The sequence below is a fragment of the Pseudomonas sp. GW456-12-10-14-LB2 genome (genome assembly GCF_002884345.1).
GTDB lineage: Bacteria > Pseudomonadota > Gammaproteobacteria > Pseudomonadales > Pseudomonadaceae > Aquipseudomonas > Aquipseudomonas paraglycinae.
Window position 1 is genome coordinate 1 of record NZ_POHV01000010.1, and the last position, 14,646, is coordinate 14,646.

8 protein-coding genes are annotated in these 14,646 nt (G+C 60.9%); 2 read left to right on the forward strand and 6 right to left on the reverse strand.

Going from position 1 to position 14,646, the window contains the following annotated elements; translation table 11 throughout:
- Positions 1-76: 76 nt before the first annotated feature.
- The 6 genes from C1X29_RS08660 to C1X29_RS08680 form a co-directional block, all read right to left on the reverse strand.
- On the reverse strand, positions 77-1,405 hold the full coding sequence (locus C1X29_RS08660) for a sigma-54 dependent transcriptional regulator (protein ID WP_102717243.1): 1,329 nt from the start codon (positions 1,403-1,405) through the stop codon (positions 77-79).
- The gene (locus C1X29_RS08665; protein ID WP_102717244.1) at positions 1,405-3,165 is read right to left on the reverse strand and encodes an ATP-binding protein; all 1,761 of its coding nucleotides are present in this window, start codon (positions 3,163-3,165) and stop codon (positions 1,405-1,407) included. Before C1X29_RS08665 ends, C1X29_RS08660 begins: the two co-directional genes overlap by 1 nt.
- A gap of 243 nt (positions 3,166-3,408) precedes the next feature.
- Positions 3,409-6,159 carry an RHS repeat-associated core domain-containing protein gene (locus C1X29_RS08670; protein WP_102717245.1) on the reverse strand — a complete coding sequence of 917 codons (2,751 nt, stop codon included), beginning with the start codon at positions 6,157-6,159 and terminating at the stop codon, positions 3,409-3,411.
- Positions 6,156-7,580: a hypothetical protein gene (locus C1X29_RS29780; RefSeq protein WP_306461038.1), complete on the reverse strand. Its 1,425-nt coding sequence runs from the start codon at positions 7,578-7,580 to the stop codon at positions 6,156-6,158. Before C1X29_RS29780 ends, C1X29_RS08670 begins: the two co-directional genes overlap by 4 nt.
- Positions 7,581-7,597: 17 nt before the next feature.
- A complete protein-coding gene (locus C1X29_RS08675; RefSeq protein WP_306461039.1) occupies positions 7,598-10,609 on the reverse strand; it encodes a SpvB/TcaC N-terminal domain-containing protein in 3,012 nt (1,003 codons plus the stop codon).
- A gap of 164 nt (positions 10,610-10,773) precedes the next feature.
- A complete protein-coding gene (locus C1X29_RS08680) occupies positions 10,774-12,297 on the reverse strand; it encodes a fumarate hydratase (protein ID WP_007960181.1) in 1,524 nt (507 codons plus the stop codon).
- Between the two features lie 311 nt (positions 12,298-12,608).
- Between C1X29_RS08680 and C1X29_RS08685 the strand changes: the two genes are divergently transcribed.
- Both C1X29_RS08685 and C1X29_RS08690 read left to right on the forward strand, forming a co-directional pair.
- Complete coding sequence (locus C1X29_RS08685; RefSeq protein ID WP_085745233.1) at positions 12,609-13,715, forward strand: diguanylate cyclase; 1,107 nt, start codon at positions 12,609-12,611, stop codon at positions 13,713-13,715.
- Positions 13,708-14,643 (forward strand): iron-sulfur-binding ferredoxin reductase, encoded by a 936-nt coding sequence (locus C1X29_RS08690; RefSeq protein ID WP_102717246.1) that lies wholly within the window; start codon positions 13,708-13,710, stop codon positions 14,641-14,643. The genes C1X29_RS08685 and C1X29_RS08690 overlap by 8 nt, the downstream gene beginning before the upstream one ends.
- Positions 14,644-14,646: the final 3 nt, after the last annotated feature.

Below are 14,646 nucleotides of genomic sequence, written 5' to 3' on the forward strand. Positions count from 1 at the left end.
CCCTCGCCCCCCCCTGGGGGAGAGGGCTGGGGTGAGGGGGATGGATTTCAGCCACGCGAAAAATATCCAGCCGAACTCAATCAACCAAAAACATTTCCCGACTCAACCCATGCCGCTGCATCTTTTCATTGAAGGTGCGACGCGGCAGTTGCAGCTCCTCAAGCACCGCTTTCACATCCCCCTTGTGCCGGGTCAAAGCAGCCCGCAAACACTGCGCCTCAAACGCTTCCTGCTGCGCCGCCAGCGACTGCCCCGGATCAATCCCCTGCACCGGTTCATCCAGCCCCAGCACCTGACGCTCGGCAACGTTCGCCAACTCCCGCACATTGCCCGGCCAGTCATGACTCAGCAGATGGCTTAACTGCGCGCCACTGAGCGGCGGGAACGTGCGGCCCAAGCGCTGGGCGGCGCTCTGGGCGAAGGATTCGAACAACAGCGGAATGTCTTCCCGACGATCACGCAACGGCGGCAGTCGCAGCTCGGCGACGTTCAGGCGATACGCCAGGTCTTCACGAAAACGCCCGGCCCGCGCTTCATCCAGCAAATCGGGTTTGGTCGCCGCGACAATCCGCAGGTCCACCCGAATGCTCTGGTTCGACCCCAGCCGCTCCAGCTTCTGCTCTTGCAACACCCGCAGCAGTTTCACCTGCTGAGCCAAGGGCATGCTTTCGATTTCATCGAGAAACAGCGTGCCGCCGTCGGCGTATTCCAGCTTGCCGATGCGCTTGCCGGAGGCCCCGGTGAACGCGCCGCTCTCATGCCCGAACAACTCGGCTTCGAACAACTGCTCGGGGATCGCCGCGCAGTTCAGCGCAACGAACGGCTTGTCGGCGCGCGGGCCGAAGTCGTGCAGGCAACGGGCGACCAGTTCCTTGCCGCTGCCGGTCTCGCCACGGATCAGCACGTTGACCGGCAATGTTGCGAGGTCCAGCACCTGCCGGCGCAAGGTCTGCAAGCCACGGGACACACCGAGCAACGTCGCATCGAGTCTGGCGCGGTTGTCGGCCTGTTCGTGCAGGGCGCGGTTTTCCAGCACCAAGCGACGCTTGTCCAGCGCCCGGCGCAGGCTGCCGAGCAGGGTCTCGGGGCTGAAGGGTTTTTCCAGAAAATCGTAGGCGCCGTCGCGCATGGCTTCGACCGCCATCGGCACATCGCCGTGGCCGGTCAGCAGAATCACCGGCAGGTCGGCATCCCGGCGCTGCACTTCGGCCAGCAGTTCAAGACCGCTGAGGCCGGGCATGCGCACGTCGCTGACAATCACCCCGGCAAAATGCGCGGGCAGCGCCGCCAGGCATTCCTCGGCGCGGCTGAACAGCTGCACCTCGAACCCGGACAGGCTCAGCCACTGTTCGACGGCACTGCGAATACTGCTTTCGTCATCGACCACCATCACCGAGTTGAGCATCAGATATGCGCCTCCAGATCGATCGGCAAGGTCAGGCTGAACACTGCGCCATTGTCACCATTTTCGACGCACAGGCGCCCGCCGGATTCATGGACGATGGCGAAGGATACCGCCAGCCCCAGACCCAGCCCGTCACCCACCGGTTTGGTGGTGAAGAACGGATCGAACACCTGACCCAGATGTTCTTCGGCGATGCCGCCGCCGTTGTCGATGACGCTCAGGCGCCACAGTTGCTCGTCGGCTTCCAGGCGGATTTCCAGACGCTTGCAGGGTTTGCCCTGCATGGCATCGAGGGCATTGCGCAGCAGGTTGATCAGCACCTGCTCCAGACGGATCGCATCGCCACGCACCCAGGCCGGACGGGTCAGGTGCAGCACCAGACTGACCTGTTCATCGCGCAGACGCGTATCGAGCAATTGCAGGGCCTGATCGACCACCGTCGCCAGATCCAGCCGTTCGCGCAAACCGCTGGGGCTCTTGCGGGCGAAGGTTTTCAGGTGGCCGGTGAGGGCGGCCATGCGCGTGAGCATGTCATCCACCGGTTTGAGCGCCTTGTAGGCGTCATCGACCCGGCCATGATCTAGCAGCAGACGCAGGGTCGCCAGTTGCATGCGCTGGGCGGTCAACGGCTGATTGATTTCGTGGGCCAGCGCGGCGGACATCTGCCCCAGTGCCGCCAGTTTTGCCGACTGCACCAGACCGTCCTGGGCGGTGCGCAAATCCCGGGTGCGTTCCTCGACCAGTTGCTCAAGCTCTTCGCGGCTACGCTGGCGCATCTTCGCCAGGCGCCAGCGCTGATTGAGGAACAGCAGCAGGAACACCAGCGCCAGCCATACTCCGGCGGCGGCGAGCCCGGCATTGCGCTGATCCTCGAAAGATATTTGCGGGCGGCGCAGCAGATGCAGGGTCCAGCCTTCGGCGCTCAACGGCAGCGATTCCCACAGGTAATCCGCCGTGCCTTGCGGGCCTTCGACGCGGCGCAGATCACTGTTGTCATCGAAGCTGCGCAGCGCCAGATGCGTCAGCGGCACCAGCGACTGTTTGTCGTATTGGCGGGTGGACTTGATCTCGCGGTAATCGGCCGGGCTCAGCGGGTGCAGCAGGCGATAGCGCCAGCCGGGCTGGTTGGCGATGAAGATGATCCCGCGCGCATCGCTGACCAGCAGGGTGTCGCTGCCCTGGCTCCATTCGCGTTCGAGTTCGGGGAATTCGAGCTTGACCACCATCGCCCCGAGGAACTCGCCGTTGTCGCCGAGCACCGCGCTGGACAGGAAGTAACCGGGAATCCCGCTGGTCACGCCAACCGCGTAGAAACGCCCGGTGCCCTGGGTACGGGTCTGACTGAAATAGGGGCGAAAGCCGTAGTTGTGACCGACGTAACTGCTGGGCAGACGCCAGTTGCTGGCTGCCACCGCAAGGCCCGTGTGGTCGAGCAGTTCCAGCGTCGAGGACTGCGCCGCGCCGTTGATCTTTTCCAGTTTCAGGTTGAGCGCCGCTTGCTGTTCGGCGTCGACCGGGCCGGCCAGCGCCGCACGCAATTGCGGGTCCAGCGCCAGCACGGCTGGAAGGGCGCGATAGCGGTCGATCAGGGTATGCAGCGAGTTGGCGTACAGCGCCAGCTGTTGATTGGCCCGCGCGGCGTCTTCTTCCAGCGCCTGGCGCTCGGCGTGGCGGATCGCAAGCGTTGCAGCAAGGGCGGCACCGGCGATGATCAGCAGGGTATACAACGACAGACGCAGGGTACGGGAAGTCGGCAGCATGCTGGGGCAAACGGATGGCAGGACGGGCGGGCACGATAGCATGTCGCCGGGTGCTGGCAGTGTTATCACACTATAAAATCCGTGTGTTCACGGGCTGCCCTCTGTCTGGCCCGGTGGTGTCGAAGCGTGTTTGCCAGACTGCGGAGCATGTCAGTGATTTTCCCCTGATGACCCTGGGTGTCCATCATTGCCACTTGACCAGATTTTCACCTTTGCGTGCCCGGTTTGATCACCTGTCGGTTGTTAGTTGTTCTTCTGTTTGTGCGCGTTCCGCCTGCCATAGGTCTTGAGCATTTGCTTTCTGTCATCGACAACGTACAAGGCTTTTTCAGTGAGTGCGTGCAGATTATCGAGTCTGACTGATCTGGCTTGTTGAGTGCCGACTCTCCCTTGCCCCAGATCGAGTAGATGATCGACATCCGAGTTGTAGAACTCGTTGACCCCAAGCTCGCTGAAGGCTATTTGGCCGGCATTGGATACTCTGACAACTTTCTCACGCAATGCGTCGAGCGCATTCAGATGCGCGTCGATCTCTTGTGAAAACATGCCTTCTTCGGCCCTGCTTCCCTGTTCTGCCACTTTCGCGAGTTCTATTAATTCTCCGACGCCGTAGAGTTGTGATCCCCCGGTGGCGGAGATGGCATTGACCGAGGCTTCGATGGCGTCCTTTGGCTCAAAAGATCTGATGTGCATGAAAGCATCGAGGGGGCCACTTTCCACACCCCTCGCCTGTTGCGAGAGTGATTCAGCCGATATATCGGCTTTGCGGGGTATCAGAGGGTTGGAAACGTCCTGAAAGTTTGAAAAGGCCATATCGACCAGTTCAGCGGAACGATCAGCGGTGAAGTTGCCGATGGTCAGCCCCTTGAGTTCACCCACCATTGATGAATAAGGATCTCCTCCGGCTAATGTTTCCACCGCACTGAAGAGATCGTTTGTGGAGAACCAACTGGCAAGAACCTTCGAGACTTGTACGACAAATTTTGCAGTGGTGACGGTACGGAACCGACTCCGACTCGAAAGGTTGTCAATCTGTCGTTCGAGAACGTCCATTTGCCTGTTGGCTGCACTCAGGAAGTTCATCGAGTAGTCAGCCTGCCTTTTCAGCTCTGCAGGTGTCCTGGTCTGCCCGTTAGTGTCGACGTATGTCATCGGGTTGTTCCCGACAAATGCGTACCGGTTCAGCCCGTCCTCATCCCCGGCCGGGTCGCTGCTGACCCAGCGACACAACCACGGCGCGTAATACCGCGCGCCGTAGTAATAAAGCCCGGTGGCGTCTGCTTCCTCGCCTGAGTAGCGGATGAACTTGTAGTCCGCTTCGATCTGCGAGCGGGCTGCCATCGACGCGGTGCCGCCGAAGGCGTAGTAGCTTTCGCGGCTGATTATCTGCGCCCGTTGATCAATCTCCGTCACGCTCGATCCCAGGTGGTCGGAATGGGAATAACGCACCTGATCAACATCGATGCCCGGCGGCTTTCCGGCTACCCAGTGCAGGCAAGTCACCTCACCGATACCGGTTGCGACAGTGATCCGGTGCAATTCCTCACCGCTGCTTTTGGTGCGGATTTCCAGACTTCCCACGTAATGCACTTCATCCACGTGGCTGACTTTGCCGGTGTGGGTTTCGTGACGTTTGTAGACCCTGGTGCCCTGGCTGTATTGGTACAGCTCCTGATCCGATGGCCCGCTGTCATGTTCGACGAGGGTCAGCGATTGCAGTTGGTTGCGGCTGTTCCAGTCGAGCGGCTGGTCGGCCTGCAGATGCCTGAGATTGCCGGCAGGGTCGAACAGAGCGCCGAAATCAGGGACCGGGTCCCCCGTTTTCCAGCGCACACCGCGATTGCTCGCAGGGTCAATGAACATCTCGCGGGTGTAGGTGTTGCCGTCGCGAACGTGGGTCAATTTCTTCAGGTTGTTGCCATCGTCGTATTCGAAAGACTCGACGTAGTTGAGTCGGTCATTGGGATCGGTGGGTTGCGGCCGCCCGGGGTTGTCTGCGGGCGGGGCGTCGCTGTAACCAGTGGCGTGCTTCAGCCGGTACATCGAGTCATAGACAAATGCACGTTCACCGTCGACCCGCTGGTTGCGGAAAAACGTCGTTTTGTAGGTGGGAGCGACAATCCGGATGACGTTTCCTGCTGCGTCGTACTCATACTCGAAATCCTGAACCGCCGGTTCTGATGCCTTTTGCGCATATTGGCGAAGCAGGCATCCGTCGGCCTGCCGGTAGTGCCAGTGGCTGGTCACGCCGTTGCCGAGCCGTTGCTCGGTGATCTGGCCGGCAGCGTTGTAAGTCGCGCCGTTCAAAATATTCTGGAGGTTTTGTCCTCTGAGTTGCAGCTGCACTTGAATAAGCTGCCCGGCGATGTCGTAGGTCGATTGCTGTACATGCCCGCCGGCGTCGATGATTTGCAGCCGCGCACCGACGGCGCTGAAGCGCTGGCGGCTGGTGCAGATCTTGCCGTCCTTGAAGGTGCGGGTTTCTTCCAGTGACGGGCCGCTCATGGCGAAACTGTTGATTTGTAACGTGCCCGATGGATCGCTTAGCGCCGTCATCTGACCGCGCAGGTTGTGCGTCGGGTCGGCCAGGGCGTCGTCGTAGTTGAAGTTTTCGATGCCGGTTACCCCGTTTTCCGTGACGCTCCGCAGCCGCAGTTGCGGGTCGTAGCCCATCTCCCGGTGATTGTCGTTTGCATCCCAGCTTTGCAGTAGCTCGCTGCCGAGGCCCGGCAGGACAGTGTGTTCTCCGCCGTCGACGTTGTGGGTTCTGACCGCCATGCCATCGAGTCTGTGCACCGTTGTTGTATTGGGTGTGGACAGGCGCGGATCTCGCTGTGCAACCAGGTGGCCGGCCACGTCATATTGCAGTCGGTTGATGAGCGCTCGCACCTCTCCGCCGGCCACCGTGCGCAGATAGTCAACGTGCCTGACAGCCTCGCCACGGGGGCCGATTACCGACATCTTCGGTGTGAGATGGTGCACGCCGGTGTTCATGACTTGACCCGTTTTGCAGGTTTTGCCGGCGTGGTTTTCTTCGCCGGCCCGGCGGGCGCTGGTTCGTGGGTATCGTTGAAGTCGTAACTGAGTTTGAACCACGGATGCAGAAGCTCGAACGCCAGATCGCCCAAGGCATTGAGTGTCCGGACCGGACGCCCCAACGCGTCGTAGAACATTTGGTCGTGATAGCCGTGCTCACGCATGGCGCTGTCATTGATGCAGCGATGGGTGTTGAGGAAATAAGGGCGATAGGTCCGAATCGGTTCGCCCTTGTGGTTGTATTCGATGCGTCCCATGACCCGCCAGCGACGCGCGGCGGGCATTTCAATCGGCTTGCCGTCGGCGCCGGTCTCGAGGCCGTTATCGGACGTGGCCACAAAGGCATCGCCCGGCGGCACTAGCTGTTTGTTTTGCAGTTCCCGGCCGAATCCGTCGACGTAGCGAAGGGTCATCTGAATCTGTTGCAACGGGTCGGTGTGGTAGCGGTCGGCAACCAGGCTGAGGCTGTGAACCGGCTGCCTGAGGGCGGTCTGGATGATATTGAGCAGGGTCTGTTCGCTGGCAGTGCGTTTTTTCAGCCTGGTCAACCCGCGCAGGGCCGATGCGCGTATGTGCCCGTCGGGCAGGATCAGGCCGTTGGCGATCCATTGCTTTCTTTTGAGCCGCGCCGTTTTGATTGGGAGCAATGGCATCCAGCTGAACAGATCGGTGCGCACCACGCCGGCAGCGGACGCCAGCACGGTTTTCGGATTGGCGAGGGCAAACTCGACGCTCAGATCAGACTGAGGTGGATAAACGGACAGAGGTTCGAAACCGGCGCGCACGCCCCCTTCGGTTCCATGAGAACTGTGCGCGATGGGATGCCCCCCCGCTTCGTACAGCACTTCGTGAATATTCTCGTTGGGGTCGGTGACACTCCACGGCAGCAGTGTGTGCATGTCGTAGGTCACTGTCGTGACGCAGCCGTCCGGCGGTCTTATGGCAATGGTCAGCAGATGGTCTGCGTCCCGGGTGATGTGGGTTGCGCCATGGCTGGCGGTCGGTTGCACATCGGTGACGTGATAAAAACCGTTGGCATTGTCGTAAGTAAAGAAGCCGCTCCGTGCCGACCACAGGTTTTGCAGCAGATCCTGTGCCGGGTCTTCCGGGAAGAACAGCTTCATCGGGGCGTAGCCGATTTTTGCCAACTCGTCCCGAATGACAATTGGGACGTCGTCGTAGGCTGCCAGTGCTTTTTTGTCGAACACCGCCTGCTCGGTTGGTCCCGCCAATGGCGGATACAGAATCTCGCCGGCCGCCTCCAGATAGGTTTGTTGCGAGAGCGAGGTCAGCTCGCGGGCCGCTGTCCATTGCGCACTGTCTTTGTGTAGGACGACGTTTTCGAAACTGATTGCGTCCGCAGTCAATCCACCCGGCAATGCCCCCTTGGGCAACATCAGCGCATTGCCGCGCTGCGCAAGGGCAGATTGAGCAGCCAGTGGCCGTCAGTGATCAGGTGCGTGTGCTCGGCAAGGGTTTCCGCCAGATAGAAGTGCCGCTGTTGCTCATCGTGACTGTCCACCCAGGCGCGCCGCTGATCCTCTTGATCGAAGGGCGGTTCGTCTGTTTCGGTTCGACGGCGTGCGCAGGCAACCGTCAGGCTGTGAGTCAGTTGGCCGTATTCGTTCCACGCCAGATTGACCACGTGCTGACAGTTAGGGTCGTCCATGAAACGTTCGTATTGTTGGCTGCGGCTTTCCAGTTCCAGCACCAGCAGGCTGGATGGGCTTTCGTTGACGACCCGCACCCGATAGCGGGACTCGTTCAGAAAGAACAGGCGCGCAGGGGCAGGGTCGTCTGCCTGGCAGACTTCGGTGCGAAGCAGGCGACCCGCCAGGGCGTAGGCAATTTCGGGGTCGTCGGCCTTGCGGCGCTTGCGAATGCGCTCTTTGCGAAGTTTTGTGTCGTAGGCTGAAATGACAGTGGGGCACAGTGGCTGTATCTCATCGTCGAGGTCGCCAATATTGTTCAAAGTCAGATCGATACTTTTGCCGGTATGAAACCAGTGCGTCATCCGCATCGGCGCCGTATGGCCGCTCTCGGCCTTGCCCGATTCCAGTTCGCTGTCGATCTGACAGACCCGGCCGAAGCCGCGAAATTCGCGCTCGAGCCCGTCGTAGTAACCCTCGAAATACTCGTGGAACTGCATCAGGTAATTACCGGTAACTTCATCATCCTGACGCAACCATTCGAGCACCATCTGCGGGAACGGCAGATGGCAGACCGGGCGCCTGCGTGCGATCAGCTCCTGGCGTTTTTCATCCAGCCAGAACTGTGCGCTGCTGCGATAACTCAGGGTGGCGCTGTAGCCCATGTTGTTATTGCAGCCGGTAAGCAGGTACGGCCGCTCACTGACAAAGTGATACACCCAGTGCCGCGGTTTCATGTGTGGCACGGTCAGCAGCAGGCTGGCGCAGCCAATGCCTTGCAGATCGGCGAAGGTCACCTGGCAGAGGTTGTCATAGCGCACGCCTCTGGGCCATGGGACGCGTACCGGCGTCGCGGCCAGGCCATTGCCGCCCTGGTTGAGCCAGATTTCGAAATAATCCGAAGACAGGTAAATGAAGGCCGGGGCACCGGAGCCGTCCAGATCGGCGATACGCACCCGGTCGGCATCGAACTCGCCATAGTTGAACGGCAAGTCGCTCAACTTGAAACCTTCTGCGAACCGACCATGGCCGAGGCTGATCCAGCAACGGATTTCATCGTGGCGAATCCGGCATAGCTCCATTCCACTGGCGCCCATGTTGCTGAAGGTCACCAGTGCGCTTTTGTCATCGCTGAACAGCGGCAATCTGTCCGGGGCATGGGGTACATCCTGGCCGGGAGCGAAGCCCTTTTCCCTCAGGTTCGCATACACCCGCACGCTGTTCGGGCCGATGAGGGCCATCGAGTCCAGCCCGTCACCGCTAAAGTCGCCCATTCGCGCTGAATAATGGAAAAATTCCACAGGGAACTGGCTGAAAGGTTTGAACAATGACCAGTTTCGATCCGGGTTGAGCGTGTAATAACCGCTGCCACCGAGCTGCGCGACCACCCAGTCCAGACGTCCGTTGCCGGTAAGATCGGTGAGGATCTGCAGCACTGATTTACTGCTGTCGGCATTGGGGATCAATGGCAGCAAAGACCATGGGTCGTAGTTGATCTCGTCCGTCCCGGGTGTGCCGCGCAAGGGTTCGCGGTAGTACCAGGCGTTGTTGTACTGGCAAAGGAAACCGGGCAAACCTTCACCATAGAGATCGACGCAATGATAGGGCTGGCCGTTGTCGAGGCCGGGCATGCGATCAAGTGCAAGGAACGCCTGGGGCAGGGTGTTGAGCACAAGAGACTGATTGAAATACTCGATAGGAGGCGTGTGTTTGACCTGGCCGGCGGCGTCATAACTCATGTGATGCGCGGCTTTCAGCTGGCTGTATTGCTGCGGCGTGGTTTCGTATTCCAGCAACAGGCGATTGACCAGGGCAGGAGCGGGGCCGGTGTGGTTGAACAGCAGAAACTGCCGACACAGGCGCCGTGTGCCGACCTCGAAGCCGAATCGATGCATGCGAAATGGGTCGGAGCGTACTGTCCAGGCGTTTTCGTTGGCAGCCGTGTACGGTGGGATGTCGTCATAGCCAGCGACCCGTTCGCCGTAGTCGACGACCAGCCGGAACAGCCAGTCCAGCAGTTCTGGCTGCTCATTACCAAGGCAATACAGATCAGTGCTGGCGCTCTTGTTGCAGTAACAGACCTGACGCAAATAACGTTGGGCCTGGTAATCAAAACGAGCGTCGGCGACTTTGTCATCGGCCTTGTATTCGTAAAAGATGTTTTCTCCCACCGCGTTCCGGGTTTCCACCAGCAACCACGTGGCGATATTGCCTGGGTCTGCCGGGTCGTAGATGCGTGAGCCCGGGTTATTGCCATAGCAATCTTGCGAGCCGTCAGCGCGGAACACGATCCAGAAGGTATTGCCGTCGGCAGAGGTCCAGCGTTCGTAGCGGTCGAACGTACTTTCCAGGCGAGGGATGTAGCGCACCACGGAAAACTTGCGGGCGTTCTTGCCCTTGCCACGGGTGCGCCGGGTTGCCTTGATCTTGCCGCGGGTTGTCAGTTCGGGTCGCAGATCGGTGCCGTCCGCCTGCATGACGTCGTCGGGTGCGTATTTCGGTACGCCCTTGCTGGTCTTGCGGGAGATGACTGGCAGCGGCAAGTCCCAGCCGAGGCCGCACTTGCCGTTACCCGCGTTGCCGTCATAGACCAGTTGCAGGTCAGGATTGAGCGAGCGCGCAGCGATGATCGGCAACGTCAGTGAGTAAGACCGTTGCCCGGTCGCACCGATCTCCCCCCAACTGCGTCCATTGGTGGCAATGGACGCAGTTTTGGCAATGGAGGGCGGGGTGACGAGCGCATCTGCATCAGGAACCATAGCAACGCAACCAGTGAATGCCGAGATTGCACGCTAACAGAGCATTTTTCCTTCGACACCTGTCAGATCTGACAGGTGTCTTTGTCTGCACTTTATGGCAGGCGAAAAAAAAGGCCGGGCGGTCATTGCTGACCGCCCGGCCTTTTCACTGACGGATGAAGCGCTTACTGCACTTCAACCGCCAGGCTTTCGCTGATCTTCTGTTGCCAGATCGCAGGACCGGTGATGTGCACCGATTCACCTTTGCTGTCCACCGCGACGGTGACCGGCATGTCCTTGACCTCGAACTCGTAGATCGCTTCCATGCCCAGCTCGGCGAACGCCAGGACCTTGGACTTCTTGATCGCTTGCGCCACCAGGTAAGCGGCACCGCCGACGGCCATCAGGTACACGGCCTTGTTGTCCTTGATCGCGTCGATGGCGGTCGGGCCACGCTCGGACTTGCCGATCATGCCCAACAGGCCGGTCTGCTCGAGGATCTGACGGGTGAACTTGTCCATCCGCGTGGCGGTGGTCGGGCCAGCCGGGCCAACCACTTCGTCACCGACCGGATCAACCGGGCCGACGTAGTAGATGAAGCGACCTTTGAGGTCCACCGGCAGGGTTTCGCCCTTGTTCAACATCTCGACCATGCGCTTGTGCGCGGCGTCGCGACCGGTGAGCATCTTGCCGTTGAGCAGGACGGTTTCGCCCGGCTTCCAGCTCTGCACGTCTTCCGGGGTCAGGGTGTCGAGGTTGACGCGACGGGCCGACGGGCCGGCTTCCCAGACGATTTCCGGGTAGGCGTCCAGCGGTGGCGCTTCCAGCGAAGCAGGGCCGGAACCGTCGAGCACGAAGTGCGCGTGACGGGTGGCGGCGCAGTTCGGGATCATGCACACCGGCAAAGAGGCGGCGTGGGTCGGGTAATCCATGATCTTCACGTCGAGCACGGTGGTCAGGCCACCGAGGCCTTGGGCGCCGATGCCCAGCTGGTTGACCTTCTCGAACAGCTCCAGACGCATTTCTTCGATGCGGTTCTGTGGGCCACGGGCTTTGAGCTCGTGAATGTCGATGGATTCCATCAACACTTCTTTTGCCATGACGGCGGCTTTCTCGGCGGTGCCGCCGATGCCGATGCCCAGCATGCCCGGTGGGCACCAGCCGGCGCCCATGGTCGGAACGGTCTTCAGTACCCAGTCAACGATCGAGTCGGACGGGTTGAGCATGGCCATTTTCGACTTGTTCTCGGAACCGCCGCCCTTGGCCGCTACGTCCACTTCCACGGTGTTACCCGGAACGATGGAGTAGTGGATGACCGCCGGGGTGTTGTCCTTGGTGTTCTTACGCGCACCGGCCGGGTCGGCCAGGATCGAAGCACGCAGGACGTTTTCCGGCAGGTTGTAGGCGCGGCGCACGCCTTCGTTGATCATGTCGTCCAGGCTCATGGTCGCGCCATCCCAACGCACGTCCATGCCCACACGCACGAACACGGTCACGATGCCGGTGTCCTGGCAGATCGGCCGGTGGCCGGTGGCGCACATGCGCGAGTTGATCAGGATCTGCGCCATCGAGTCACGGGCCGCTGGCGATTCTTCGCGCAGGTAGGCTTCGTGCATCGCCTGGATGAAGTCCACGGGGTGGTAGTAGGAAATGAACTGCAGGGCGTCGGCAACGCTCTGAATCAGGTCGTCTTGCTTGATCACGGTCATGAGTCGCGCTCCTCTAAAAGACGGGAACATTCAATAAGGTGCCTGCGGCTTGGGTGCATCGGTCGGTCGCAGACACCTTTCAAGGCACGCCGGGGCTGCTGGCGCGACGCTAAAAAGGCGCGGCAGTATACCGCGCCTCGGTGGCGGGCACATCTGCCGGGAGTCATTCGTTGGTCGCATGGCTGCAGGTTTTTGACGCCAAATACCCGGCCCGAAAATCAATGGTCATTTATCGACTGGGCCACTAAAGTGGCAGCCGGTCTGTAGAGTAGGACACTCGGTCAGCCTCTTATCGCACGGTGAGTCAACGATTGACCCATAACGCCATTCAACGTCTTTTGCTCAAACGCTTCGCCCTCGCTGCAGCCACCTATGGATTGGCTTTGCTGCTGCTGTGGCTGGCGTATTTCACTGGTCATTACAATGACTCACTGGCCGGCGTCGCCGTCGGCAGCGCACTGGTGGTAATCAGTCAGGCGACCCTATTTGCCCTATTCTTTTCTGGCTGCAACCTGCGTTTTTCCGACCCGAGCCTGACGGAAGCACAAGTGCTGCTTGGCCTCGGCTGGCAGACGTGGCTGATTGCACATCTGGAGGAGGCTCGGGGCGAGTTTCTGGTCTTTTATGTGCTGATCCTGCTGTTCGGCCTGTTCCATCTTTCACAACGGGCGTTCGTGCGCTGCGCGATGCTGGTGTTCTTCAGCTTCTGCGCCATCACGCTGTGGGACGGTTATCACATGCGTCTTCACGATCCGGCGCTGTCCGCGTTGCAGGCGTGCATTCTGCTGATCGTGCTGGCGTGGCTGGTGATTTACGCGCGTTTCGTCCAGACGTCGCGCCAACGCATGCGTCAGCGCCGGTTCGCCTTGCAGGCGCATCAGGACACCCTGCGCGGGATGATGCGCCAGCTCGAAGACCTGGTGGCCACCGACGAATTGACCGGGCTGTTCAATCGCCGGCATTTCCTGCGCCTGGCCACCCGCGAGCTGAATGCGATGGAGGCCGACGTGGTGCATGGCCTGGCGCTGATCGACCTCGACCACTTCAAGCGCATCAACGATATTCACGGCCATGCCGCCGGCGATCAGGTGTTGCAAGCCTTCGCCGGGGTGGCCGGGGCCTGTCTGCGCGACGGCGATGTGCTGGCGCGTTATGGTGGTGAAGAATTCGTGGTGCTGCTGCCCGATTGCAACGCCGAGCGCCTGACCGCCTGTTGCGAACGGCTGCGCATCGCCTTCACCGACGTTGAACTGGTGGGCCTGAATGTGAAAAACCTGAGCCTGTCCGCCGGCATGACCCTGCTGGAACTGGGCGATGATCTGGACGATGCCTTGCAGCGTGCCGATCAGGCGCTCTACCGGGCCAAGCGTGACGGGCGCAACCGTTGCGCAGCCGCGTGGGAGAACGTCGATGCCTGAACTGCGGGTCGGTGAACGACAGTGGTCGGTGGCAGCGGGCAGCAACCTGCTCGATGCCCTCCTTCAGAACGGTGTGGCGGTGCCTTACAGCTGTCGCGCCGGCAGTTGCCATGCGTGTCTGGTGCAATGCGTGCAGGGCTTGCCCGCCGACAGTCGCCCCGATGCCTTGAGCGCCGAGCAGCGTGATCAGGGCTGGCGGCTGGCCTGTCAGTGCCAGGTGATCGAAGACTTGCAGGTGCATACTTTCGACCCCGTCACCGATGGTCGCTCGGCCACGGTCGAAGCGCTGGACTGGCTCGGCGACAGCGTGCTGCGATTGCGCCTGACACCCCAGCGGCCGTTGCGCTACAGCGCCGGCCAGCATCTGGTGCTATGGGCCGGCCACATTGCGCGTCCTTATTCGCTGGCGAGCCTGCCGGAAGAAGACCGCTTTCTCGAGTTCCACCTCGATTGCCGCCAGCCCGGCGAATTCAGCGATGCCGCGCGCCGCCTACAGATCGGCGACCCGATCCGCCTCGGCGAACTGCGCGGCGGTGCGTTGCATTACGACCCGGACTGGCATGACCGGCCGCTGTGGCTGCTTGCCGCCGGCACCGGCCTCGGCCCGTTGTTCGGTGTCTTGCGCGAAGCCTTGCGTCACGATCATCGGGGCGCCATCCGCGTCATTCATCTGGCCCATGATGCCGACGGGCATTACCTGGCCAAACCCCTTGAAGCACTGGCTGCGCAGCGGGAAAACCTCAGCGTCGAAGGGTGGACGGCGGCCGAGTTGCCGGGCGCTTTGGCGCAACTGCGCCTTGTTTCCCGACAAACCCTGGCCTTAGTCTGCGGCTCGACTGCCAGCGTCGACGCGTTTGCCAAGCGTCTGTTCCTGGCCGGACTGCCGCGCAATCAACTGCTGGCCGATGTCTTCCTGAGCCGTGGTTGAGCG

What these genes read in the sequence shown, in the direction of transcription:
- C1X29_RS08660 (WP_102717243.1), bottom strand. Translation starts at nt 1,405, where the DNA reads ATGCTCAACTCGGTGATGGTGGTCGATGACGAAAGCAGTATTCGCAGT.
- C1X29_RS08665 (WP_102717244.1), bottom strand. Translation starts at nt 3,165, where the DNA reads ATGCTGCCGACTTCCCGTACCCTGCGTCTGTCGTTGTATACCCTGCTG.
- C1X29_RS08670 (WP_102717245.1), bottom strand. Translation starts at nt 6,159, where the DNA reads ATGAACACCGGCGTGCACCATCTCACACCGAAGATGTCGGTAATCGGC.
- C1X29_RS08675 (WP_306461039.1), bottom strand. Translation starts at nt 10,609, where the DNA reads ATGGTTCCTGATGCAGATGCGCTCGTCACCCCGCCCTCCATTGCCAAA.
- C1X29_RS08680 (WP_007960181.1), bottom strand. Translation starts at nt 12,297, where the DNA reads ATGACCGTGATCAAGCAAGACGACCTGATTCAGAGCGTTGCCGACGCC.
- C1X29_RS08690 (WP_102717246.1), top strand. Translation starts at nt 13,708, where the DNA reads ATGCCTGAACTGCGGGTCGGTGAACGACAGTGGTCGGTGGCAGCGGGC.